At 59.7% G+C, this 25133-nt stretch carries 22 protein-coding genes; 10 read left to right on the top strand and 12 right to left on the bottom strand.

The features are described 5' to 3' along the window. The first annotated feature begins 144 nt into the window (after positions 1-144). A complete protein-coding gene (locus VGF98_00940) occupies positions 145-513 on the top strand; it encodes a hypothetical protein (protein HEY1680194.1) in 369 nt (122 codons plus the stop codon). Here the strand turns inward: VGF98_00940 and VGF98_00945 are convergent. Genes VGF98_00945 through VGF98_00955 form a run of 3 tightly spaced genes read right to left on the bottom strand, consistent with a single transcriptional unit; the run spans position 493 to position 2541 of the window. Continuing rightward, the gene (locus VGF98_00945) at positions 493-1638 is read right to left on the bottom strand and encodes a cation:proton antiporter (GenBank protein ID HEY1680195.1); all 1146 of its coding nucleotides are present in this window, start codon (positions 1636-1638) and stop codon (positions 493-495) included. The genes VGF98_00940 and VGF98_00945 overlap by 21 nt on opposite strands. Continuing rightward, positions 1620-2228, bottom strand: a complete 609-nt coding sequence (locus tag VGF98_00950; protein ID HEY1680196.1) for a histidine kinase — start codon at positions 2226-2228, stop codon at positions 1620-1622. Before VGF98_00950 ends, VGF98_00945 begins: the two co-directional genes overlap by 19 nt. A 22-nt stretch (positions 2229-2250) precedes the next feature. Continuing rightward, the gene (locus tag VGF98_00955) at positions 2251-2541 is read right to left on the bottom strand and encodes a hypothetical protein (GenBank protein ID HEY1680197.1); all 291 of its coding nucleotides are present in this window, start codon (positions 2539-2541) and stop codon (positions 2251-2253) included. 52 nt (positions 2542-2593) lie between these two features. Between VGF98_00955 and VGF98_00960 the strand changes: the two genes are divergently transcribed. Together VGF98_00960 and VGF98_00965 are read left to right on the top strand one after the other, a co-directional pair. After that, complete coding sequence (locus VGF98_00960) at positions 2594-2854, top strand: hypothetical protein (GenBank protein HEY1680198.1); 261 nt, start codon at positions 2594-2596, stop codon at positions 2852-2854. Then, positions 2851-4692 (top strand): hypothetical protein, encoded by a 1842-nt coding sequence (locus VGF98_00965; protein HEY1680199.1) that lies wholly within the window; start codon positions 2851-2853, stop codon positions 4690-4692. Before VGF98_00960 ends, VGF98_00965 begins: the two co-directional genes overlap by 4 nt. Here VGF98_00965 and VGF98_00970 read toward each other — a convergent pair. Continuing rightward, positions 4679-5650, bottom strand: coding sequence for a chemotaxis protein CheB (locus VGF98_00970; GenBank protein HEY1680200.1), 972 nt, complete (start codon positions 5648-5650; stop codon positions 4679-4681). The genes VGF98_00965 and VGF98_00970 overlap by 14 nt on opposite strands. A gap of 38 nt (positions 5651-5688) precedes the next feature. Here VGF98_00970 and VGF98_00975 point away from each other — a divergent pair, with 38 nt between their 5' ends. After that, complete coding sequence (locus tag VGF98_00975; GenBank protein ID HEY1680201.1) at positions 5689-8244, top strand: CheR family methyltransferase; 2556 nt, start codon at positions 5689-5691, stop codon at positions 8242-8244. Positions 8245-8322: 78 nt separating this feature from the next. Here VGF98_00975 and VGF98_00980 read toward each other — a convergent pair whose 3' ends face one another. Further along, positions 8323-9723: a hypothetical protein gene (locus VGF98_00980; GenBank protein HEY1680202.1), complete on the bottom strand. Its 1401-nt coding sequence runs from the start codon at positions 9721-9723 to the stop codon at positions 8323-8325. Between the two features lie 205 nt (positions 9724-9928). Between VGF98_00980 and VGF98_00985 the strand changes: the two genes are divergently transcribed. Further along, entirely contained in the window at positions 9929-11335 is a 1407-nt protein-coding gene (locus VGF98_00985; protein HEY1680203.1) for an alkaline phosphatase family protein, read from the top strand. A gap of 33 nt (positions 11336-11368) precedes the next feature. On the opposite strand, the gene VGF98_00990 is transcribed toward VGF98_00985, so the two are convergent. Then, positions 11369-11935 carry a hemerythrin domain-containing protein gene (locus VGF98_00990; GenBank protein HEY1680204.1) on the bottom strand — a complete coding sequence of 189 codons (567 nt, stop codon included), beginning with the start codon at positions 11933-11935 and terminating at the stop codon, positions 11369-11371. A gap of 125 nt (positions 11936-12060) precedes the next feature. Beyond that, the gene (locus VGF98_00995; protein ID HEY1680205.1) at positions 12061-12660 is read right to left on the bottom strand and encodes a hypothetical protein; all 600 of its coding nucleotides are present in this window, start codon (positions 12658-12660) and stop codon (positions 12061-12063) included. A gap of 439 nt (positions 12661-13099) precedes the next feature. Between VGF98_00995 and VGF98_01000 the strand changes: the two genes are divergently transcribed. Then, complete coding sequence (locus tag VGF98_01000; protein HEY1680206.1) at positions 13100-14074, top strand: hypothetical protein; 975 nt, start codon at positions 13100-13102, stop codon at positions 14072-14074. Here VGF98_01000 and VGF98_01005 read toward each other — a convergent pair. The 5 genes from VGF98_01005 to VGF98_01025 all read right to left on the bottom strand — a co-directional run bounded on the left by VGF98_01005 (position 14071) and on the right by VGF98_01025 (position 17008). Then, a complete protein-coding gene (locus VGF98_01005) occupies positions 14071-14526 on the bottom strand; it encodes a VOC family protein (GenBank protein ID HEY1680207.1) in 456 nt (151 codons plus the stop codon). The genes VGF98_01000 and VGF98_01005 overlap by 4 nt on opposite strands. Positions 14527-14553: 27 nt before the next feature. After that, positions 14554-15462, bottom strand: coding sequence for an NADP-dependent oxidoreductase (locus VGF98_01010; protein ID HEY1680208.1), 909 nt, complete (start codon positions 15460-15462; stop codon positions 14554-14556). After that, positions 15463-16191: a hypothetical protein gene (locus VGF98_01015; protein HEY1680209.1), complete on the bottom strand. Its 729-nt coding sequence runs from the start codon at positions 16189-16191 to the stop codon at positions 15463-15465. It lies immediately after the preceding gene. 54 nt (positions 16192-16245) lie between these two features. Continuing rightward, positions 16246-16416 (bottom strand): hypothetical protein, encoded by a 171-nt coding sequence (locus VGF98_01020; protein ID HEY1680210.1) that lies wholly within the window; start codon positions 16414-16416, stop codon positions 16246-16248. A 181-nt stretch (positions 16417-16597) separates the two neighbouring features. Further along, positions 16598-17008 (bottom strand): cupin domain-containing protein, encoded by a 411-nt coding sequence (locus tag VGF98_01025; GenBank protein ID HEY1680211.1) that lies wholly within the window; start codon positions 17006-17008, stop codon positions 16598-16600. 44 nt (positions 17009-17052) lie between these two features. Here VGF98_01025 and VGF98_01030 point away from each other — a divergent pair, with 44 nt between their 5' ends. The 4 genes from VGF98_01030 (at position 17053) to VGF98_01045 (ending at position 25030) form a co-directional block, all read left to right on the top strand. Next, the gene (locus VGF98_01030; protein HEY1680212.1) at positions 17053-17583 is read left to right on the top strand and encodes an arsinothricin resistance N-acetyltransferase ArsN1 family A; all 531 of its coding nucleotides are present in this window, start codon (positions 17053-17055) and stop codon (positions 17581-17583) included. Positions 17584-18353: 770 nt separating this feature from the next. Then, positions 18354-19355 carry a hypothetical protein gene (locus VGF98_01035; protein ID HEY1680213.1) on the top strand — a complete coding sequence of 334 codons (1002 nt, stop codon included), beginning with the start codon at positions 18354-18356 and terminating at the stop codon, positions 19353-19355. Positions 19356-19500: 145 nt separating this feature from the next. Next, positions 19501-23466 carry a hypothetical protein gene (locus VGF98_01040; GenBank protein ID HEY1680214.1) on the top strand — a complete coding sequence of 1322 codons (3966 nt, stop codon included), beginning with the start codon at positions 19501-19503 and terminating at the stop codon, positions 23464-23466. A 415-nt stretch (positions 23467-23881) separates the two neighbouring features. Then, entirely contained in the window at positions 23882-25030 is a 1149-nt protein-coding gene (locus VGF98_01045; GenBank protein ID HEY1680215.1) for a ScyD/ScyE family protein, read from the top strand. Positions 25031-25133: the final 103 nt, after the last annotated feature.

Raw genomic sequence — 25133 nt, forward strand, 5'->3', positions numbered from 1 at the left:
GAAAGACGTTTTAGTACCTTGTACCGCTTCGTTTTGCGCAACGCGGTGCGGATGCCGCGGGGATCGTCCCCCGACGTAGGCCGCGGAAGTAGGGCACCCGAACAGCGTTGACACTACGGTGGGCAACTGAAAGGAGCCGATGAGTTGACAACTACTCCTCCCGAGCACGGCAAGGACGCATCGATTACCGAGCAGGCGGTTATCGGGGTTATCAAAATGAAGACTTCGGCTACCGAAGTACCCGCTCTGCTAGAAGAAATCAACGCTATCTTTGTCGTCGAGCGAGTTAGCTTGGACGGATTTCTAGCCGCTCAGGTGCTGCTTAGCGTCGACGGAAAGACGATCGCGATCATGACCGAATGGAAGGATCGCCATGCGTGGGCACGATCCCGCTACGACATGCGCATCGGCAGGCTTATCGAGCATTGCCTTCTGAAATCGGCAACGATCGAGTTCGAACTCTACACGCGACGCGGAGAAGTTCCCCGCCAATCATCGAGCAAAGCGAGCTAGTACCAAGCGTAACACTCCACCTTGTAGCACGAGCGTCACGATCACGGCCGCAAACACGGCGTCGATAATACTGTCGCGATGCGCGAGCGTTGTGGGCAAGGCCAGCGCCAGCGCGAGCGGCAACGCGCCGCGGACGCCCGCGGCGAAGACAACCGCGGATTGTCCGCGGTCGCGCACGGCAACGATTGCGAGAACGACACGGACGAGCGCCATCGTCGCCAGCACGACGATCGCCAGCACTGGCGCGTCCGCGATGCGTACCAGCGAGATCGACAACCCGGTCGCAAGAAACACGACGGCATTCGTCATGTACGCGGCGGCGTGCCAAAAGCCGGCGACACGCTCGAGATGTTGCATATGCGGGCGCCCGCGCAACAATACGCGCAGGGCGATTGCGGCCGACGCACTTGCGAAGATTCCGGACCACCCGAATGCCGTCGCGATCAGGTAGGACGCGAATGCCAGCGCGACGGTTCCTGCCACCTCATATTCCGACGCCTGCGTTGCGGCCAGTCCGAGCCATAACGGAACAGCGCAAATGGCGCCGACGATCGTTCCCATTACGATTGCGATCGTGCCGTGCCCAACCGCGTGATACCACGCGATCCCACCTCCGGCAGCCAGCGTAAGACCGACCCCGTACAGCACGACCGCGACGCCATCGTTGCCGATCGACTCGGCCTCGACGATCGCGCGTGTCTCGGGACGTACGTTCAGGCGCCGAAAGATTGCGGTTACGGCGACCGGATCGGTTGCGCAGACGATCGCTCCAAGTATTAACGCCGCAGACCACGGCAGCAGACCGGTCCACACCAACACCGCTGCGACCGTCAAGGCACCAGCGACGGTTCCTGGGATGGCCAAAAATGCGATGGCGGCGACGTGCCGCCGCAATGCGCGAACGTCGATGGTCCAAGCCGCCTCGAAGATCAGCGGCGGTAGAAACGCAAAGAGCAGGGCCGGTCCGAATGCGAAGGGCAGTGCCGGGTGCCAGAGCGCGCCCGCGATCGCGCCGCCGCCTGTCAGCACCACGGCCGGAGGCAAACGCAAGCGTTCCGCGGCAATCGACAGCACAAGCGCCACGGCAAGCAAAATCGTGAACGACGCTACGGCAGAAGAGAGCATCGATGCTTACCTTCGGGCAAGCGCGCCGCGAGGCTTTCTGCCCGGTTAGTTGAGCAGCCCCTACGCGTTGACGTAGCTGACGATTTCGGAGCGCGCGCGCAGTCCAAGTCTTTCAGCGATTCGGGCTTTGTACGTCTCGACAGTACGCGGACCCACTCACGAACGTACGTCTGAATCGCACTCTGCACGCCCATGTCGTCGAGTTCGGCGCGCATAGCTCGAGCGTAACGCAGCGAACGGCCTTGATCATTTCGGTGGTGAGATCGCGTAGTTCGCCCACGCGTTCGTGCAAGGCCGCCGCCCCCGGGATGTTCGTTCAATTCGGTCAGGTTTTGCACGCGATCCAATCCGATCGACACGCCCGTCATTTGTTGGCCCAGTTGATCGTGCAACTCGCGAGCCAACGATCGGCGCTGCCCTTCATCGGCCGCCAGTAGCCGGCGGCACAACGAATCGCGTTCGCGCGTCCGGTTCTCGACCTGATGCTCGACTGCGTCTAGTGCCAGGTGTTGGTCCTGCACGTCGGTCGCGGCTCCAAGCCAGCGAACGATCGTACTTTTTACGTTGACGATCGGTACGTGCCGCACCATAAACCATGGGTACGTTCCGTTGTTAGCGCGAATTCAATGGCGCTTTGTAGCCGGCCAGACGCTCTTCGAGCTTGCGACGTTCGGTGGTGAAGCGCGACACGCCAACGATTAGCTCGACGCCCCGCCGGCATCGCGCGCCGGTCCCCACACGAGCTGATAAAACCGCCAGCGTTCCGTCGGGAGCGACGTAATATACTTCGTCGCGCATCCGCTCGCCGGTTGCAAAGATTCGCTCGACCCAACCCTCGAGCTTCGCCTCGACCTCCGGGCCGAGCCCAACGTCTGCGAGCTGCTTTCCGACGATTTTCGACAAACTCTTCTTAGTCTCATAGGACCGAAAATACCTGACGCGAACGCGCATAGATATGCATTCCGAAATCAGCCGGGCGCGGACGGCAAAACGCCCTACCGCGCAAGTTGGAGATCCAGCCGACGCCGAACGGATCACGGTCAATCTAGCGGGCGATATTAGCACGGAACTGCACGGCGTCGCAGATCGGCATCGCGTAAGCGAAAGCTCGATCGTCGAGATCGCCTTGCGCGAAATGTTCCGACGTATCGGACCGATGGCACTCGGCACCTTCTTACACGAGAACGGAGGCTGTCTGCGACGACGCCGTTCGTGAGCGCCCCTCGTATCGAAGATCTTTCGCGTTTGTTGAACGCCATCGCCGCAGCCGCCAGAAGGCCGGCGGAGCTGAGTAGGTGTTTTGACGAACTGATCGCGTGCCCAGACGTCTTCGACGGCGTCACGTGGCTTCGCGGCGGTTATGGAGGCGCGGCTTTCGTCGTTGCCGCTACATGGGGCTGCAGCGGAGAGGCCGCACGCTCGTGGATGCGCTGGCCGTTGCGCCGCCTGTTCGTCGAGATGCAACCGGCGCGAATCGGCGATCCCTTTGGCTCGGGCCGCCAGGCACTAGCAATTCCGTTTTCACACGGCGCCGAACGATCGGTACTCATCGCGCTGGTGCACGAGGCAGCTTGCTCGGAAGCGTACGACGCGTTCTTTCGCGCGATCGAAAGCATCACGGTAGCGGCCCTCGATTCACCATCTTCGGACTCGAGCGAACTGCCGGCAACGACGCTCGAACCTTCAATCATTGCGTTCGGCTTGCAGGACGATCTCTACCACCGGCTCGCCGCTGCCCTCGGACGTCGCGGATGGACCGCACAGGAAGCGGGCGCCTTCACCGAATTCACGGGCCTCGTCCGAACGTCGCCGCCCGACGTCGTCGCGGTCGACGCGACGCGCTTGCACGACTGCATGGCCGCCGTCGCGACCATCCACCGCATCGCGAATTACGGCCCGTTGCGCCTGCTCGCATTTGGCGCATCCGCCGCACAGCAACTGCTGTCGGGCGGCCTGATCGACTGCGTATTGTCCACGGATGCTTCGTCCGAAGCGATCTTTCGAGCGATCAAACAACTGGCACTAAAATCGAACGCGCTGCGACGCACGTTCGTCGCCGAAGAAGCGCTGTCGGCGCAGCGAGCCGCCGCCAGCGCATTGAGTCCGCAAGAGCTGGCCGATTTCGCCGCGCGGCAAGCTGCCGGCATGGTTAACGGATGGGCGGCCTGCGTGCTCCTCAACGAATACGGAGCGGTGTTTCGAGCAGAATACCCCCCGGCACCGAATCCGGTTTTGCGCAAGATCCCGCGGCCGTTCGTAACTGGTGAACGGCTGTTCCAGGCGATGGCTAACGAAGCGTTTTACGATAGCGTAACGGACGACGTGGTCGAGCGCCGGGCCCTCGCAAACCTCGAGCCCAAGATGGCTGCCAGCCTGGCACTTGTATCGAAGGCGCAGCGCCACTGCGGAGCGATCGTCGCGACGTCCAATCAACGCCGTTCGGATTCGCTCGGATTCGAAGCGTTAGATCGCTTCGCCAACGCCGTCGCCGCGCGCTTCGAGCAACTCCAGCCGGATAAGTACGCGCTTCCGGAGTTGCGTAAAGAACGGCTATGGGAGCGCTTGCGAGATCGCATGCTGCACCTGGATATTTATCGTTCGTCGGACTGCACGATCCCCTGGAAATATCGGATATTCGACGACGCGTGGGGTCTACTGACGCTCGGCATCGACGACGACAGCGATATGATCCGTCAGCTGCATCTGCCGAAGCGCCGTTCGGGCGTTCCGGCTGCACCGGACCTACGCGAACGAGGTAGCGATGCAGCGTGCTTTGCAGCGACAATCGACTTTTCGACTCAAACGATGCACTATTCGAGCAGTGGCTTTCCGCCACCGTTGTCGTTCGAACGATCCGGACTGCGCGCAAGCAGCCGGATCATCGGAACCCAAACAACCGGCGTAGCGGCGCTACAGCCGGATGCCGGCGTCGTGATTTGCGACGGCGCGCTATGGAACTGGCTGCAACGTCGCGACGCGCCGTACGAGCGTTTGGCAACCGTCTTAGATCGCGAGCAGCCGATCGGTCTTGCGTCGGTGGTTACACTGGGTTAGGGACCGGGTCGACCAAGCCGTGCATCGCAGAGTCGACCAACTCGAGGTTGCGATCGACCTCCACGGATTGCCGCTCGAGACGCCGCAACGCCGCCACGTCGCCGTTCTTCTTACATCGATCGATCATCCGATGCAGCAGATCGCGACGTTCCTGTAGCGCGCGAACGGCTGCCCATAGTGCCGATTCGAGGTACCGCTCGTGCGCCGATAACATCGACTTCCCGCTGTACGCATGTCCCGTGCGGCAGCGGAAGCGCAGAACTGCTTCATCATCGAGTTCCCACAGCGTTCCGCCGCAATCCGGGCACGTAAACACCGATGGCACGCCGGCGACGCGTTCGTCGCGAAGCTGGGGCTCGTGCGAGATTGCCGGAACGGGTCGTTGCATCCACTCCATAATCGCAGCAACGAGTCGGCGCGCGGGAAATGCGCCTTCCACCGCGCCGGTTCGTAGCGCATTGAGCGGCATATCGGGAAATTGCGCGTCATCGGGATCTTGCACGAACGTACCGCCGCCGGCATCGCGGATTGCGACCATCCCCGCGGCGCCGTCGTCGAGCGTACCCGATAACAACACGCCGCAAGCCGAAGGTCCGAATGCGGTAGCGGCGCTGCGAAACAGCACGTCGATCGACGGGCGATGATTGTTTTCGGTCGGTCCTTGCAGCACGCGCATCACGCCGTCTTGTAACGTCAAGTGATGGTCGGGCGGCGCGATGACGATGCGTCGAGGCGCGATCGGCGCACCGTCGATCGCGTGTGTTGCAAACAGCGCGCCGGCACGCGACAAGAGATGCGGCAAAGCCGAAACGCTCGTGGGCGGCACGTGCGTTGCGATAAAAACCGCGGCCGGAAAGTCGGCCGGAAAATCGGCTACCACTTGCAGCAGCGCTTCGATGGCTCCGGCCGAGCCGCCGATCACGATAGCCGGGAAGCCGCGATCGATCACAGCATGCATTGTAAAGGTGTTGTTCCCACATTCAGTAAGAGACCCACATGGCTTCGACGGGCGATTCGGACGAGTCCTATATCGTCGTTATCGGTGCATCGGCCGGGGGAATCGACGCCATCTCGCGATTAGTCGAGGCGCTTCCCCTCGACTTTCCAGCTCCGATCGTGGTCGCGCAACACGCCGATCCGCATACGCCCAGCCGTTTGCCCGAAATTTTGCAACGACAGACGCAACTGCAGGTCGTGTCGCTATCGGAACGGGCTGAGACGTTAACGGCGGGATCGCTCTACTTATGCGCCTCGGGCCAGCACCTGGCGATTCGAGGCAACGAGGTGATCGCGAGCGTGCGTCACGACGGGCACCCGGTGCCGTCCATCGACATGCTATTCGCGAGCGCGTCGGAAAGCTACGGCGATCGGACGGTCGCAATCATCTTATCGGGTATGGGAACCGACGGCGTCGCCGGCGTGCGTGCGGTGAAAGAGCGCGGCGGCACGGTACTCGTGCAAGAACCCGAATCCGCCGCGTTTCCGGCATTGCCGTCGGCGATTCCGCCGGACCATATCGATTACACCGCAATGGTCGAATCGTTGGCCCCGCTGCTGATAAATCTCACCGCGGGTCCGCGCGACGGCGATGTGACCGATCCCGATGTCTTACATGCATTTCTCAATCAACTCCGCGGACGAACCGGCATCGACTTCCGACAATACAAGATGCCGACGATCGTACGGCGGCTGACGCGATTGATGGCGACGTCGGGAAGCGAAACGCTGCGCGACTACTTGCGGCATCTGGCGGCACATCCAGAGGCCTACCAGCGACTCGTTAGCACCTTTTTGATCAAGGTCACCGAGTTCTTTCGCGATCCCGCTCTGTTCGCGCAGCTTCGCGAAACGATCCTGCCCGAGCTCATCGCGAACGCGCGCAAGAACCACAGCGAATTACGCCTGTGGTCGGCCGGATGCGCGACCGGCGAGGAAGCCTATTCGGTGGCGATCGCCCTGGCCGAACTGTTAGGCGACGACGTCGAAACGATGCCGATACGCATTTTCGCGACCGATCTCGACAGCGAGGCAATTGCATTTGCGCGCCGCGGCATCTACCCAGCCGGCGCGGTAAATGAAATGCCGGCGGCGCTGGTCGCAAAATATTTCGTGCGGGTCGACGACGCCTATCAAATCAAGAAACGCATCCGCAACCTCACCGTGTTTGGTGAATACGATTTGGGGCAGCGCGCGCCGTTTCCGCGCATCGATTTGGTGCTGTGCCGCAACGTATTAATATACTTTACAAAAGAACTGCAGCAGCGCACGCTTCAACTGTTCGCGTTCTCATTGCGGCCGGATGGTTATCTGATCTTGGGCAAATCGGAAACCGCAAATCCGCTGCCGCGCTACTTCACCACGGTGCAGGCGGCACTCAAGATCTTCCAGCGGCAGGGTGAACGGTTGCTCATTCCTGCGCCGGCAATGGCGGATGGATCGATCGCCCGCGATCGACCGGCGCCTCGGCGCGTCGCGACCACGCTGGACTCGCCGCGCCGCAACGCAGGCGAAACCGCCCCGCCGCGCTGGTCCTTGGTCGATCGACTTGGTGCGTTTCTGTTCGAGTCGGCATTCGGTGTGGTTGTGGTCGACCGCAACTACGACATCGCTACGATCAATCAGGCCGCGCGCTCGATGCTGGGCATCCACGGCCAGGGCATCGGCGAAGACCTCGTCCACAGCGCTAACGTGCCGTCAAGCGACATCAAAGGCGCCCTCGATGCGGCTTTTCGCAACGAAACGACGGGCTCGCAACGACAAATCGAGATCACCGACTTGCTCAGCGGCGCGATCCGCTATCTACATATCGCATGTTTTCCGGATCGCACGTCGGAGCGCGAGGGCCGCGTCGAAAATTTGTTCGTGTTGGTGACCGAGACGACCGAAAACGCGATACGTCTGCAGTCGCTGGAAACGCGCAACATCGAAAACGAAGCCGGCCTCGGACGTTTGGAAGCGCATACTTCCGAGCTGCAAGGCCGGCAGAAATTGCTGATCGAGGCCAACGACGAGCTGACGACCGCGAATGCCGACTTGCGCAGCGCCAACGAGCATCTCCTGATCTCGGCCGAGGAAGCCGAAGCGGCCGCCGAAGAGGTCGAAACGCTCAACGAAGAGATGCAGGCGACCAGCGAAGAGCTGGAAACGCTCAACGAAGAGCTGCAGGCGACGGTCGAAGAACTCAACACCACCAACGAAGAGTTGGGCGCACGCTCCAACGAGCTAGAAATATCGGTGCGCGAACGGGAAGTTGAGTTGCGGACGACGCGCGAAACGCTGGCAACGCTGCGCGCTGCCGTCATTCGAACGCCGCTAGCGCTGTGCTTCGTCGACGACTCTCATACGGTGACGGTCGCATCCGAGCGCTACATCGCGCTGTCGCGGCGCAACGAATCGAAACTTCCAGCAGCCGGTGAGCGTTGGAAACATCCACCCGCATCGCTCGATTTGGAAGACGACACCGGCGCGGTTCGCTCCTACGTTGTCGAAACGGTGCGGCTGGGCGGGGGCGGCGTCGATCTGATCGTGACGCTCATACCGCGTTCGGCCTAATCTTCACGAATTGAAAGAGCCGCCGGAGTTGAACTCCGGCGGCTCTGCATTAATCGGTCGTCGCGAAGGCGATGGGGGTTACGGTTCTAGCTCGTAGACCGCTTCCAACGCTGCAAGCGTCGGACGAGCAGTGCGAACGTCGGGGTTGCGCGCGGGGAACGGCTTGTCGCCGCCACTGGCGCGCTTCTCTTGGTACAGGCCGAACCACGCTTGATCGTCGTAACAGCCGGGGAAGTTACCGTTGTTCACAATAATGTTGCCTTCAAAACCGCCGATATGGCTGTGCGACCAGCCAGACTTCCACCACTCGTCGTTCCACTCGAAGTAGAAACCTCCGCTGGTGACTCCCGTCCCATTGGTCGCGCGATGGTCGTAAATTTCCGTCGCATTGTTTTTGACGAGGTAGACCAGGTCGGGCATCTGCGGGTTACCGGATCTCCGGAGTTCCGTCGCAGCTTCCCACGGCGCGGGCGGCGGCAAGCCGTAATATGGCTCTTGTCCCGTACCCTCCGGATAATTCGTGCACTGTCCGTTCGACTCGTTATAGCGAGCGCTGGACGCGGGATAGTAGGCGGCGCTGGCCCCATACTCGGCCATAATTTCGGGTTTGGTCGTCGAGTTGGAGATCTGCGGGAAGATATTTTTCATCGAGCGACCTCGATAAACGTCCAGTCCCCATGTATCGGCTTTGAACCCGGCGAGTTCGCCCGCCCGAACGGTTTTCAGGCCGTCGTCGACCATCGTTGTGGTAGTGATCTTCTGCGCCTCGGCAGCCGCGAAACCGTCGTTCGTGCTCTTGACGATCTCGTTCAGCTTTGTCCACCAGGCTTTTTGATTGATGAACTCCTCACTGTTAATTTCGGAGCCGATCGACACGCCCATTACTGCAGGGAAGCTGCTGTATTCGGTCGTCATCAACTTGTAGACATTATTGAGTGCGTCGAGATATTTCGGCCGGTTGACGTCCGCGCCGCCGAAGTACACGCTGAGCACAACATATATGGGATGATTGCCCCGGTTCCACGCCCTGTTGAGGAATTTGTTGATCTTGCCAGTCTGATAGGGACGCAGCGTATTTCTAGTGCCAAAAATGCTTTCCCACGGCTTGAAACTGGTTAGCGTGACGTTATAGACCTTGACGGCATTGACGCCGGCGGCCCGCATCGCGTCGAGATCCGGTCCCCAGATCGGCTCGTTGGCGTTGTCCAGCGGATTTGGATCGGCGTCGGCGTCGATCTGGGCGTTACCGTAATCGACGCCCTTGATGAAAAATGGTTGACCGTCGAGCTCGATGTTGCGGCCGCTGACGGTAAATGCGGTCGAATTCGCGTCTCGCGCGTGCGCCGGCTGCGCAACCTTCGCGGCTGGCCCGGCTTGCGGAACGGCCGGTTGGTTCTGCGAGCCGCTACAACCGGTCAGCATCGCGGCCGTCATGCCCACGCCGACGAGCGAACGATTAAATCGTCCGTTCTTGATCATACTGCCTCCCTCTGCTAAACGAAGTCTCGGAGTGCCTTCGTGGGTCCGCGAGCGCTTCCTAGTAAGACCAGCTGGCAATATGTTTAACCCGCCATAATCGTGGGCAGACTTTGTCTGTAAGTAGAAGCAGAGGATCGTCCATTGTACTAGCTTACGCTCGAAGAGGGCTCGCAACTGCGGGTCCTCTTCTGATATCTTGGTGAGCATGAAGTTCGTTTTCCGCGCGCTGCCGGTGCTGATCTTGACAGCTTGCGTCGCCTTTCAGAACGGCCCGAGTGCCGCGCCCGGCGGCTCGACCAGAGTGCCGGCCGCCGGTAGCCTTGCGAAGTCGGCGTTCATCAAGCACGTCGTTATTATTCTGCAAGAGAACCGGACGCCGGACGACCTGTTTCAAGCGCTCGCCGACGAGGGCGCGGACGTACGCCCGTGGGCAATCGACGCAAAGGGCAAGCGAGTGAAGCTGATCGAGACGTCGTTAGCAACCGTATACGGTCTGGGGCACAATCACACGTCCTTCGTCCGCGACTACGATTGCGGCAAACTCGACGGCTTCGATGCGGGCGTGCAATTCAAGTATCACTTGCACCCCTTCTCGTACGCGCCATTGTCGGAGGTGCAGCCGTACGTTGATATGGCGCGCCAGTACGCGTTTGCCGACCATATGTTCGAAACCCAACAAGCCGGCAGCTTTCCAGCGCATCAGTACATCGTGAGCGGAGCCGCCAACGCCGAACCAAAGTCCGCAGACTTCGTAGCAGGCGACCCGTTCGATCCAAAGAACGGGCGCGCAGCACCGGCCGGCTGCGACGCAGCGACGGCTTCGGCAGTTAACACGATCGACCCGAAGGACGGCAGCGCCGGCCCCACGCCGCCTCCGTGTTTTAATCGCCCGGCACTGTCGGACTTGCTGGATTACAAAGGCGTGTCGTGGCGTTACTATCAGAATGGCTTAGGTGTCGGACTGTGGCACGCGTTCGACGCGATCCGGCACGTCCGTTTCGGACCGGACTATCAGTACGTCGTGACGCCCCCCGAGACGATTATGAACGACGTGCAGAACGGCCAGCTGCCCGGCATGTCGTGGGTGATGCCCGCCGACAGCAAACATTCGGATCATCCGGGAAACGACAGCAACGAAGGTCCGTCGTGGGTTGCAGCGGTGGTGAACGCGATCGGTAACAGCCCCTATTGGAACAGTACTGCGATTCTCCTGACGTGGGACGACTGGGGCGGTTTGTACGATCACGTGGTGCCGCCAATGGAAAATAACTGGTACGAGCTCGGCTTCCGCGTTCCGCTGGTCATTATCTCGCCCTACTCGAAGCACGGTTACGTTTCGCACGTGCAGCATGAGTTTGGCAGCTTGCTCGCGTTCTCGGAAGAAACGTTCGGCATCCGTAAGGGCGCACTGCGCGCCACCGACGTCCGCTCGGACGATTTGAGCGACGCGTTCGATTTCAAGCAAACGCCGACGCCGTTCGTGACGATCAGTGCGCCGCCGTTCGTGCCCTCACAGGATCCGCCGGCGATTCGTAACGCCGAAGACCCGGAGGACGATAACGGCGTAGTGCCCGACACACCAAGTTGCATGACCGTGGGGCGGCGGCGATGAGCCTCGACCTAGCGGCGCTGCTAGGGCGCCGAGCTAGCGGCGCGAGGTGCCGCGGGTCGCTTTCTTGCGGGCCGGTGCCTTGCGAGCCCGCGCTTTACTGGCCGGCGCCTTTTTTAGGGTTGTCTTCTTAGGCTTGGGCCCGCTGCTCTCTTGAGCGTTCAACATGCGCTGCTTCGCGCGTTCCATCTTTGCGCCCAAATCTTCGCGCTCTTCGATTTCCATGAGGTCGCGAGCCAGCGAAAAGATCGTCGATTCTTCTTCTTTGACGTGGTGCTTGACGTTTTCGGACAGGACTTGCACTTCAGCTTTGAACTGCTCATCGGGTTGGCGGCCGGACCGGAGCAGCGCTATGAGCCGTTTAATCAGGTCGTGTTCGGTGTAGGCTTCGAACACGTCAACGGTTTCTTCTGTCTCTTCGGCGCGCTTTTGCAACACCGGATAGAAGTATTTTTCCTCGATCGCTGCGTGGACGGTGAGCGCCTGTTCGATCTGGGTGGCGAGGTCGTGAAGCTTGTCGTCGTCGGGCTCGCATTTCATTGCTTGATCGAGCAACGCACCTACGGTTTCATGGTCCTTGTGCAACAGGGTCAGTACGTCCACAGAACTCCTCCAACAGATGTTAGCCTATTGCTTATTAACTGCCCAATAAGGCGGAGATTGAAACAATAGATCACAACACCGGGACGCCGCTTTTAGGCGGCGTCCCGGTTGTTCGGTTGGTTCGGCTATGCTACGCCGGTGGTTGCGGCGTTTGTATTGGTGGCGGGACTTGATTGCCAAGCTTCTTTCGCTGATTGACGGGCTGCTGTGGCCGCTTCGGTCGCAACGCCGACTCCGATGTCGGACAGCTCGCGAAGTGCCACTTCAGGAAGTGCCTGCCCGATCGCCATGACGCTTTGCGCGTAATCGGAGAGATGACGCTGCGCGAGCTTCGCGACCGTGGAGTTACCCAGCGCCACGGCCGTGGTTTGCAGTAGCGTATAACCGGCCGTACAGAGTGCGAGCGCGGTGTAATCGTCACGTAAACCCTTCGATACCTTGGTCTTGCGTATCATATCGATCGCGCCGGCGAAAAAGCCCTCGAACTGTGAAACGGCGCTCTTGACCGGGTCGGCCGCATTTCCACCGAGTTGGTTTAGCTCGGCTTCGAGCGCGCCGATGTGCCGTTTCGATTGGTCCAGTATCTGTTGCACGAGTGCGCCGCTCTGCGGATATTTTGAGAAATCATCGTCCTTGGCTTGGGTTTCGAACGGGATTCGTATGTGGCGCTCCAGCGCCAGCATGTCGCTAACGTATGCTTGAAGACTGCGTTGCTCGTCGCTCACTTTGCGTTTGGTCCTTTCAATGAAGCCTTCGGACTGTACCCAGCGGCCAGGCGCGCAAACGCGGTTGCTTGGCGATTGTGATGCGGGTTTGGCACCGTAGAGAATTCGGACTAGACTTAGTCCGGTCGTTAACATGGTAAAGACGATATCGGCCGCCGGCTATCGCTGCATCTTAGTATGACATAGCAGTCTTATGCACCGATCGCACCAACGATGTGAATCGTCTTCCGCAGATACATCGAACAGTGAAGCGAATGTGAACAACTATTCGTTGCTAACGTATGGATTAGCGGACTAAGCCTAGTCCGAATTCTTTAGGGTCCCAAAAGACGGAGCCGCCGGGAGCGGTGGCGCGGTAAGCGTTTTAATCTTTGGCCCCAGGGAGCGAACTTGCAGGACCGAACGGCTCCAGGAGACTTGCCGAAATGAGGCGACCGACATGCGTTCTTTTCCCTTTTTAGCTATACTATCCGTTCTCGCGTACGCTGGCTGCGCCGCGCAGATTGCACCGGCGACGTCGCCCGCTACCGCGGCACACCGCACGCACCTCGCCAGCAATATGCTCATTTTCGCTACCGATTCGGGAGAGCTACGGTACTGGCCGATCTCGCAGAAAGGCGGCCGGACCTCGTACTTATTGGCGAAGTTAGCAAATGTCAAAGGACCTAGCGCGATGTCCGCCAGTGGCGACACGATCGCAGTAGGGGTCGGAACGCCGTCGAGCATCGTTCTATACGATGCGGCGAGCGGCCAACAAACATCGCTACCGGAGCCGGGGTACGCACTCGATGTTAATTACGACGCCCAAGGCAACATTATCGTTTTGAACGTGATCGACAACCACCATCGTGATATTATCGTTTACGAACCGCCGCAATTCGCGCCGACGACGCTGTCGTCGTGCGCCTTCATCGATTACAATAGCTCGTATATTGCCGCCGACAACGAAGGCAATATTTACATCAATCAAAACATCCCCGAGAGCGCGACGGTCATCGAGATCCCCAAGGGGCCGAGCGGATATACCCCCGAGCTTTGCTCGAAGTTGCCAATTCGTGAGACCGGAAGTGCCGCAGGTCTGCTCGTCGACGCCAAGACCGACAACCTCGTGGTATTTCACGAGCCCGACTTATGCGCGGGCGGTAACGAGGCCGAAATGAACGTTTACGGCAAACCGTACGGGCGAGGAACGAGGATATCCAAAAATCTTCACGGCAACTGCGCGGGCACGCTACGGTTTGGACTCGACGATACGCAAGTCTATTTTCTCGACGGCAGCCCGGAATTACACGTAAGAAATTCCGGACCAAATGATTACGGGGAGCACATCGACCAGCGGAACTATCCCGGCGGAGGCGGCCACGGAGAATACCGCGATTCGCACCTGGCAACCGGGGTCGCCACTATCCCCTAGCCGTAGGTGAACTCGGGGTTACTCTGTCCGACTTCGATGATATAGCCGTCGGGGTCGCGGATATAGCAACGCGTCTCACCGTATTTAGGGATCGGCGGAGTGATGAACTCGGCGCCGCGTTCTTTCCACTCTTTGTAACACGCTTGAATATCCGCGACGCGAACGTTCATAAAGCTGCTGACCGCGTCGGGGTTGGACGGAACACTGAGCGTCACCGTCGGTTTGTCGGGCGTCGGGCCACCGCCGGGGTTGACGATGAGCCACGTATTCGCGATCTGCACGTATCCGGGTGCCCCCTTCGTGTCGCCCTTGCTTAATATCTTGGCGCCGAAGACCTTTGCGTAGAACTCCACCGATCGCTGGATATCGGCGACCGTGATAAAAAGTGCGATGCTTATGCCTTGCTTCGGCGGCATCTCGTAGTTGGTTTGCCCAATTTGAACTTCGCTCATCGACGACTCCTTTAAACAAATTATGGATTACGGAACGAGCAGCACCTTACCGATACCGCCCTTGGTAAATGCGGCTTGCGCATCGCCCGCATTCTTGAGTTCTGCGCGAAGTCCGATTGGGATCGCCATCTTTCCATCGTTCACGGCGTGCGCGACGAGCTCGATCGTCCCACGGTTTTGCTTCGATTGAAACGGAACGACCCGGACCTTCGGATAGTTGTTGGAACCTTCGGGCGCTCCGGTAACCGACGCGAATATCCCGCCGTCTTTGACTTTCGCAAGCAGATCGGTAGCGGGTTTACCTCGCAGCGTATTCGCTACGAGATCGACTCTTGCTACGCTCGCGAAAGCGTCCGGGTCGTCCAGCGCGACGGTCTCGTCGGCGCCGATGCTTTGCGTCTCATCGAGCTGCGCGCGCAGGACGCCGGCGACGACATGCGCTCCTAACATCCTGGCTGCGTACACGGCACACCGGCCAACGGCGCCCGCCGCGCCCGAAACCAGCACCGTTTGGCCGGATTGTAACTCGCCCGCGCGCGCGATGAGCTGAGTGCCCGTAACGCCCACGAGCGGAAGAGCCGCCGCGTCGACCAGGTCCATCGTGTCGGGCACGCGAGCAAAATAGGTGGATTTGTCGGCAACGAGTTCGGCGTAAGTGTGGTACGACCAACCGCAAACGCGATCGCCGATGTTCAGATCGGTGACGTGGTCACCAGTTGCGATCACGATCCCCGAAACATCGAGGCCGATGATGGCCGGAAACTGTAGCGGGTACGCATCCTTCAATACACCGTTGCGTTCGAGCATGTCTTCGGGGTTGATACCGATTCCGGCGACCTTGACGAGAACATCGCCGGTGCGCAGCTCGGGATCCGGCATGTCTTGATACTGCATGACTTCCGGACCGCCATAACCAGTGAGTACTGATGCTTTCACTCAGAAACATTGCAAGAATTTGCCGGACGTTCCCTTCGTGGCGGCTTGTTTTTTGGCGTAGCCGAATACCATGTCGCGCCCGAGTTGGGTCTGACAACCCAGATGCGGGGCTTCATTCGCTCCGAAACGCGGGCCGATTTCGACCCAGACAGTGTCGCCGTCGTCGACGAACAGCACTCCGTAGTTCGCGAGAACTTTCTGCGACGCCGGTATGTTGCCAATTGCGTCGAGGGCGCTCTTAGCGAACTCGAACGCGGGGTGGATCTCGGGCTCGGGCGCGAGCTGAAACGGAATCGCGTCGGCATGGAACGGTCCCCAAAATTTGAACGGGAGCCGGGTACCGCCGGTGGTAGGCGTTTCGATGGCAAGCGGGTCGCTAAACTCATGCTTCCAGATATCGCCGCCTTCGCTGGCTTCGATCGTCGTTTGGTACGAAGCAGCGAAAAGTTTTTCGACCAGCGCGATGTGCAGCGGATAGCCGATCGTATCGGACGGATGCCGGATGAGAAGTATTCCGGCGAGGCTACCACCGGGAGATGGCGAGGGAGCGGGCATAATTAAGAGTTCGTTCGTGCCGTCGACTGCCGGGCCGTACCCGTATTTGCCGGCAGCGTTGCCGTAGAGCCATACGCCTTTGTCGGTGTACGGGCCAGTCTGATTAACGACGACCGGTTTGAGACTTGGCGTTTGGGCTATCGCTACTGCTTCGATACCGATACAAAGCATCACTAGAAAGCAAAGAGCGAGCCGTTTCAAGCGCATTTGCACGTTACTGTGTCGCTGCTACGCGATCTCACGTTGCGATAACCGCATCGTATCGAGATCGACCTCGACCGTGCCGACCGGATGGCCGTGAATATCGGTAAACTCCGCCTTAACGAGCCGTCTAGGGCCGCTTTCCGCGGCCAGCTTTTCGAGCCGGTGCGCTTCCGACGAAGTAACGAGAACCAACATCGACCCGCCTCGGGACCGCTCCGACGTGTGCATGGTGTACACGCTTATACTTCCAATCCTTTCGATAACTACGCAGCTACGTCGCCAAGTCCGTATTTTGAAACGAGCACGATCAGCGCTGCCGCTCGGTCAAGATGCGCCATCTGGCCCCGACCCTGGCCAACTGGTTCGAAAAACTCGTTCAACTTTTTGCTATCATGCCTCCGTACTGCTCGTCGCTCACCTTCTCCAGCCACTCGACGTTCTTGCCGTCGAGCTTCTCCTGAATCGCGATATGTGTCATCGCGCTGTTCGGCGACGCCCCATGCCAGTGCTTCTCGTTGGGGGCGATAAGCACGACGTCGCCGGGCCGGATTTCTTCGATCGGGCCGCCCCAGCGTTGCACGCGCCCGAATCCCGACGTGACGACGAGCGTTTGCCCGAGCGGGTGCGTGTGCCACGCAGTGCGCGCACGCGGCTCGAATGTCACCTGTGCGCCGGCCACACGAGCCGGCTCGATGCGATCGAACAACGGGTCGATGCGAACGGTGCCGGTAAAATACTCTTCGGGGGCTCTATTGGACGGCTGCGCGCCGACGCGTTGAATATCCATGGCGAGCACATACCCAACATCGGCATGTCGCGGAACGTATGAGGTTGAACGCCGCTGATGTGCCGCTGGATTCCTCACCCCTTGAGATCTTAATCCGGGCTGCGGTTACGACCGATCTCGAAGCGATCCGCGCGATTTATAATCAGGGCATCGAGGATCGTTGCGCGACGTTGGAAACCGAGCCGCACGATGCCGCGCAAATTGCGGCGTGGTGGGCGTTGCACGACAACCGGTACATCGTGGCAGTCGGGGAAGACCCCGGCGGTACGATCGTCGGATGGGCTTCATTGAATCGATTTTCGCATCGTTGTGCTCACAATGCGATTGCCGACGTGTCGATCTACGTCGCGCGCTCTCAACGGGGAATGGGAATCGGCAAACTTCTCTTAACCGATATTCTGGAGCGAGCCCGCCGATCTTTTCGCAAAGTCGTGCTGCACGCCCTCGACGATAACGTCGCCGGCAAGCGGCTGTATTCGTCGCTCGGTTTCCGAGAAGTCGGCACCTTCCGCCAGCACGGCGAGCTCGATGGAAAACTCGTCGATGTCATCGCAATGGAACGGCTCCTAACGTAAAGTAGCTTAAGCCGCCCGCGCTACGTCCGCAGCGTCCGGTCTCGGTAGACTCCATCTGTTACCAGCGTTCGCGAGCGTATAGGTGCTTCGCGATCTCGATAGTCCTTACGAGCGCACTCGGACGTCTCCCTAGAACATTTGCCAGCAGCACGAACGGGATCGAGACCCTGTGATGTCCGTGAGAGCTATGAAGACGGCGGTGGATCGTGCTGCGCCGGGCCGTGACGACCGCTGAGAATACCTGTGAGCGCCTTGAGACGCCGCGCGCCTAAGATCGAGTTGTCCGACAGGAGAGGACAACACTTTGCTGCGTTTTCAAGGTCCCCATTCCGACGTTCCCATACCGTCGAACGGCACGCACGAACGGCACGCATCTCGCTGCCGGCATGCGCCGGATGGCGCGGGTTGGTCCGTCGCAGCGACAGTGCTCCGATTCCTGATGGCACGGCCAGTTATCCCAAATTACCGCTACTATTCAGGAGGTCGATATGTTGACTTCGCATACCCGGCTAATTGCAGCGGCTTTCGCAGGCGGCCTCAGCTTGGCCGCGTGCGGCGGCGGGGGCAGCCCGTCATCGGTGACACCGCTTACCCAGTCGGCGCAACGAGCACCCGAAGCCGCGAACCACGGCCCTTGTAAAATGCTCCCACTTGTCGATCGGCGTACTCGGCTGCAGGAAGCACGGTCGGGCCAGAATTCCGGTCCCTTGAGCTGCGGCCTTGGCGCTTCTCACAAGGGCGCATCGCGCCCTAATACAAGTAACTTACAAGTGTTCGACGTTCCCGGAGCTATTAGCGTGAGCAACTGCTCACCATACGACCTGTTTAACGACTGCGGGACGTTCGGCATCAGCATAAACGCGTCAGGCACCATCGTTGGATACTACCTTAATAATATGGACGCAGTAGCCGCATTTATCCGGACGCCAGATGCAAACTACACGTCCTTTCAAGCTAACAGCAAGTGGGCCACCAGTTCCAACGATATAACCAATGGAGGTGCCATCGTCGGGCAATACGCCGATGGACAGGGCGTCCTTAACGGTTTCGTACGGCGTAAGAATGGCTCTTTTGTGAGCTACCAAGCTCCCTGGGCTAGCCGGATCCCGAACGATAGCGTGGGACAAGGCACATCAACTGGCGCAATCAACGCCCGCGGCGAGAGCGGTGGAATTTACTTCGACTCGCAGGGCTTAATTCACGGATTCATCCGGCAACCCAACGGATCGTTCGTTCAGGTGAGCCCGGACGGCTCCGTAACGAGCTCAGTGTGTGTTGCTTGCATCAATAATGCTGGAACCGCCGCCGGAGATTACACGGATTCGGCTGGAATTGGCCTCGGGTTTATACGAAGCGCAGCTGGGGCCATCACTACGGTCTCCGAGCACGGGGCCGTCGACACGGGCCTTACCGGCATCAACAACCGCAATAGCGTGCTCGGCTTTTTTGTCGACACAAACAGCGCGGTATGGGGTCTGATTCGTGGTCATAACAAGAGAATTGTATTCCAAGACCCCAAAGCCAGCAAGACCTACGGTAACGGAACGCAACCGGAGGCAATAAGCGATGCCGGAGCCGTTACCGGTTTCTACGCCGACGCTCAGGGCGTCGTCCATGGTTTTTACCGATCGCCGACAGGTCGGTTCTCTGAGTTCGATCCGCAGGGGTCGATCTATACCGAGCCTTACGCCATCAACGCTAACGGCACGGTGACCGGCTATTGGTACGATGCGCAAGGTGCGAACCACGGTTTCATCTGGACGCCAAAGTAGGCGGTCTGCCGGCTTTTGCGCTGGAACGGTAACGAAGCAGCCCGCAGAAATGCGGGCTGCTGACCCAAGAGCTGAAAACCTTTAAGTTCCTATGACAGTGGACTTTTAGGCAGTCAGGGTCTATCGTAGCTTTGAAAGGCAAATCATGAACGTAGCGGTGGCTCCGGCACCGAACAATCCGAAGGGACGCGGGCAAGATGCTGCGCGGCTCCTTGCCGTGCTGCTGATAAGTGCATTCAGTATTGTGCTGACTTTGTCATCGTTAAAGCTGCTCTTTATTCCAATGGGTTGGCTGGGACTAAACCTGAGCGGCGACGTGGTCTACGAGGTCGACCCGGGAACTGCAGCAGCCGTCGCGGGCGTACGAATCGGCGACCGTCTCGCTCCCGATACGCCGTTTTTCGTACGGCAGGCGATCGCATTCTCCAACCATTTCGGTCGAGCCGAGTATTCGTTCGATGTCGTTAGAAACGGCCGTCTGAAGCACATCAGCGCGATCGCAACCAAACCCGAACCAGAACTTGGACCGGTCGGATACGCAGCCTTCCCTATTTTTGGAGCTGCAGTCTTCGCCTTTCTCATTTGCGCTATTGTCGCAACGTTCGTACTTCTCTCACGCCCCAGCCGCTTGACGTGGTCGTTTTATTTGTTTTGCATCGGCGCGATGATGCCGTGGTTCGGCTCGTATGCAATAGCGCAGACCGTGCCGATGCCGTTTGGATTCATCATCCAGATCGTACGCGTGACGCTCTTATGCGTGGGCGTTTTTGCGGGACTGGATTTCGCGCTGCGCTTTCCAACCGGTCAGCTGGCGGGATGGCGAAGAGCATTGGCCTTCGCATTGCCGTTTTTCGCAGCAGGGTTCGTGGCGTGGGAGTATCTATTGTGGTTCTCCCTTGGGACGAACGTCAACGTGTCCGATCCCTTCGGCCTCGTCGACGTAAGCGTTAAAACCTCTATTGCCGTCTTTTCGATTGCCGCCGTCGTCGGCACGTATCTTTCTTCAGCTTCCGGGCAGAGACAACGGATGAAGTGGGCCGTGATCGGCATTTCCCTCGGGTATTCGGCCATCGCGGGTCACGACATAATGCTTAACTTCGGGCTGTTCCAAGGAATTCTCCAATTCGTTACGTGGTGCTTCGTGCTAGCCGCCTTTCTTGCACCGTTGTCCGTAGCGTACGCGATCGCACGTCATCGCGTCATCGATGTGCGCTTCGTTCTGAGCCGCGGCTTCGTGTATCTTATCTTGACGTTGGCACTGGCGGCTGCAGTGGCGTTGACGTACTGGACCACTAACGTCTTCTTACAGCGGGCCCACGTCGCGGGACTCGTTCAATTCTCGATCGCTATCCTGGCTGGCGTCATCCTTATGCGCCTCTACAGCCGGATGGAGTCTGGAATCAGTCGCTTGTTTTTCCGGCAACATCACGCAGCATTGCAGCAGATTTCGTCCCTGTCCGCAGGGTTAGGCCGCGCCGAATCACTGGGAGAATTAGAAAGACTGGTTGCATCCGAGCCGGCAGTCGCCTTAGACCTCGTTGCCGGTGGGGTGTACCGGCAGACGCCGAACGGCTGGTACGTTCAGGTATCAACGCAGTGCGAGGGATTGCCGACGCAGCTTGGTACGGATGATCCGCTGATCGCGCGTATGCGAACGTACGCCGAACCGCTCCGGTTGTCCGCTCATCTGTTAGAACAAATCGGTAGCTCGCTGCGCGAACAGTCGTTAGCGCTAGCGCTTCCACTTTATGTTAACGGGACGCTTTATAGCGTCGTTCTTTATGGTGCGCATGTAAACGGATCGGACTTGGACCCGCAGGAAGTTAGTGCGATCGTTGCTCTACAGCGACCGGCGGAGCTGCCTTTGCGCACGCTTTTAGAACGCGCAAAACATCTACGAGAGCTTGCCGACCTGATCGCAAAAGCGCCACCGGACGTCGCAACGGATCCTTACGACTATTTGTCAAATCAATTCATTGACGCACTTCCGCCGCGCACGAGGGCGGCCGTCGTTGCCTGCGCATCCATTCCCGGGGCATGCGTCGCCGATATCAACAATGCCACGGAAGATCGAAACGGCAGTCGACTGATCAGTGAATGTCCACCTCTTTCATCGATCCTGCGTCTGCGCGAAGCGAAAACCTTCGAGGTTCATGATTTGGTGACGCGCGCGATCGAGCGACGCTTCCCCGAACATCGCCAGGTTATGCTCGGCCGATGTGGTCGCGCTTCTGCCGAAATTGGGGATCACTCGCGAGCCGCGCAATTGCTCCAGCTAGCCGGGCTTCACTCGGCGGCTGCATCGGAATTGGAAACGTACCTGTCTCAGCAAGATCCTGAGGCGCTGGTTCGTTGGACCGACGACGGTAGAGAGTACGCTTACAATGGGCTTGCGGCAGACATCCATCCGAACTCGTGGATAGCCCACAGCGCATCGCGACTCTTCCGCGACTCGCCGCGCGCATCGCTGAACGACGGCCGCCGGGTGGCGAATGTTGCATCGGAAGCCGCTTTACGGGCGCCTCTCCTCATGCCGTGGTTGGCGTACTTGCAGGCTGAAGCCGGCCAACTGCGCGCCGGCGGCGAGGCGCTTTGTTCGCTTCCAACCGAGTTTGGCCCCACATTTGCGCTGGAATTCACGAGTGTTACTCGCGCGCTCTTCGCAGGAAGGTTGGGAAACATATCTTGTTGCGCCAGCGAAGTCGATCGCGTGGCGACGACCGTCGTATGCAGAGGCCTTCGCGCGCTAATTTATGCCGCGCACGTCAAGCGAATGCAGGGCGATTGGAATGGGGAACGTTCGAGTTTGGACTCCGCCATCGAAACGCTGCGCGCGGCGCGTTCACGCTTCGTGGTCTGGGCGCTAGCGGAGGCGGTCACCGGCGCATGGTTGGCTGGAGATGAGCACGCACGACTGGGGTACGCTGATGCGCTGCACGTGGCCGCCATGCAGTACGACGCACTCGGCTTCGTCGACTTTGCCGCGATGCCGTCAAGAGAACAGGGGCCGATGGGATGGGAGTCCCCTCGTTGGCTGGCTTTGGCTCATCTACGTGCGGCGTGCGACGCAGAAACGTGGGAGCAAGCTCGCGATTCCGCAACCCGCGCTTTAGTGGCGGCGACCGATACGGAAGAGCCCTTCGTGCAAGTTCTAGCCCATCTCGCGTGCGCGGAGTTTGACGAGAACGCGCGCCAAGAACACTTTAGGCATGCGCTAAGCGAGAGCTGCAAGGTCGACTCGCCAGTGCTTGCGTCGGCAGTTCGCGCCGTGATTTCGAACGAGGCGCATGCCGGGATGCTCATGAGCTTCGTTATGAATTTACGCAAAGACCGGGACGCTAGTCAGGCGGCGCTAGTGGTCGAGGTTACCGCGGGGAGAGTGCGTCGTGGCAGGCTAGCCGTCGCACTGTCGGAGCGCGAACTTGCGGTAGTGCTCGCGATTGCGCGCTCGCAGAACGCGACGCCCGGCGCAGAGCTCGCCGATCTGATCTGGCCCGACTTAGACGACTCGGCTGGATCGCACGCTGTCCAGACTTGCATGCACCGCTTACGTCAACGCCTCCGAGACGCAGGCGCTGTGGAGAAGACGGCTTACGGTTATCGATTGCGCGACGGCATTCTGGTCGATCTTTCGGAAATCGAAGTGTTCGTGCGCGGCCTCCAGGGCGACGATACGCTCGACGAATTCACAGCGCTCCGATTAGCGGCGCTTGCGAAGCAGCTAGATGTCTCGCGTCCCGCTTTCATGGCGGAATGGGAATGGTTTAGTCCGATCGAGCGACGGATCGAGGAGTGCTGGCGCTTCGCACGATACCGCTTGGCTTTCGATGCCTTTGCGCGACATGAGTTTGACAGAACCGTGAACTTAACGCAGTCAATCATCCTGCGCGATGAATTGGACGAGCCGGCGTGGGAGCTAGTCATTCGCGCTCTAGTAGAGAAAGACGACCGCGCGGCCGCACAACGCGAGCTACGTCGCTATCGCGAAATCACACTGCGCGAGTTGAACGCACAGCCGCCGCCGCATCTCTACGCCCTCGTCGAGTCGGCGCCGGAGAAAAAGTGGAGATTGCGCGTCGTAGGCGACCAGAGCGCGTCAGCCGGAGCCTAAACAGCCCATCACACAGCGTGCCGCCGAGAGCGGCTCGGGATTTCTTTTGATAGCGCCAACGGCGGGATCGAAAACCCCGTGATGGCCGTGAGAGGGCGATGAGATACCGGTCGATTGCTCTGCGCGCAGACCGTAATGATCGCAGCGAATGGCTGTGAGCGCCTTGAGACCGCGCGCCCTTACGATCGACATCTGACAGATCCGACGATCGCGATTCCAGTCGGCACGGCCCCGACGCGGACGACCCCATCGAACAATGTGCCGCACACGGTGAACTCGCGACCGTCGCCTGCCATCCCAAAGTACTGTTGCTTTTCAGGAGTTTGTTATGTCGAATTCTAACACCCGATTGATCGCGGCGACTTTCGCGGGTAGCCTCAGCTTGGCTTCCTGTGTGGGCGGAGGCTCGTCGCCGATGACACCCCTCTCCCAGCCAGCGCAGACCGGCGCCGCACACAACGTAATCGCCCCGCTCGATAACGACTGGGGCGGAACAACATTGTCGCCGGCCGTGAAGCCCACCGTCGTCGCGGCAAACCTGGAGAATCCGCGCGGAATCGAGTTCGGCCCCGACGGGCGGCTCTACGTTGCAGAAGGTGGTTTGGGCGGCTCTCATTCGACTGTGGGCCAATGCCGGCAAGTTCCGGCTCCGACCGGACCGTATCTTGGCGGATTCACGGGGCGGGTTTCAGCGATAAACGTAATGACGGGCGCGCGTACTACGATCGCCCGCAATCTTCCGTCGAATCAGACCGCGGCCGCGACCGGGGGGTTCGTGAGCGGCGTCGCGGACGTCACGTTCGTGCATGGCACGCTGTATGCACTCATATCCGGCGCCGGATGTTCGCACGGCTTGGCCGGGACCTTCAATAGCATCGATAGTATCAGTCCGTCGGGCACGGCCATACCAATCGTCAACTTGAGCAAATTCCTAAAGACCCATCCCGTCGCTCATCCGGATCCGGACGATTTCGAACCTGACGGAACCTGGTTCAGTTTCGTGGCGGTGGGACACGCGCTTTATGCGGTCGAGCCCAATCACGGCGAAGTGGACATCGTCAGACCGAACGGTAGCATCAACCGTCTCGTCGACGTTTCCGCCACGCAAGGGCATATTGTTCCGACGGCGCTCGCGTTCGTCTCTTCCGGATTCTCAGGCGATGGCGTTAAGAGGGGTCAGTTCGTGCTCGGCAATCTGAACACGTTCGTCCCCGGATCGCAACGACACGCCAAAGTTTTTCGTTTGACCATGCACGGGCAACTCGACAAACTTGCTTCAGGGCTTACTGCAGTGACCGGCGTCGCGGTGCATCGCGGGCAAATCTACGCTTTGGAAAGCTTCACGGGCTTCTACGCGCCCGCACCGCCCGTTGCCCACACCGGAAAGGTCGTGCGGCTCGCTCGCGACGGCTCATGGCGCACCATCGTGAGCGGACTGAGTTTTCCGACCGCGATGACCTTCGGCGACGGTAACACGTTGTACATCTCGAACCAAGGCTTCGGGCAGCCGACGAATACGTCGGGTGAAATCGTGAAGGTGCGGGTGCCGGACATCCGCGACTAACGCGCACCCTATCCCGACGGTCAGAGCATCGGACGGCCGCAAACCGGTGGATGTGCGCGTCCACGGTTTGCCCGCCGTCCGGCGCTGTATTTGCGGGCTTTTT

Source organism: Candidatus Tumulicola sp. (assembly GCA_036490475.1).
Taxonomy (GTDB): Bacteria; Vulcanimicrobiota; Vulcanimicrobiia; order Vulcanimicrobiales; family Vulcanimicrobiaceae; genus Tumulicola.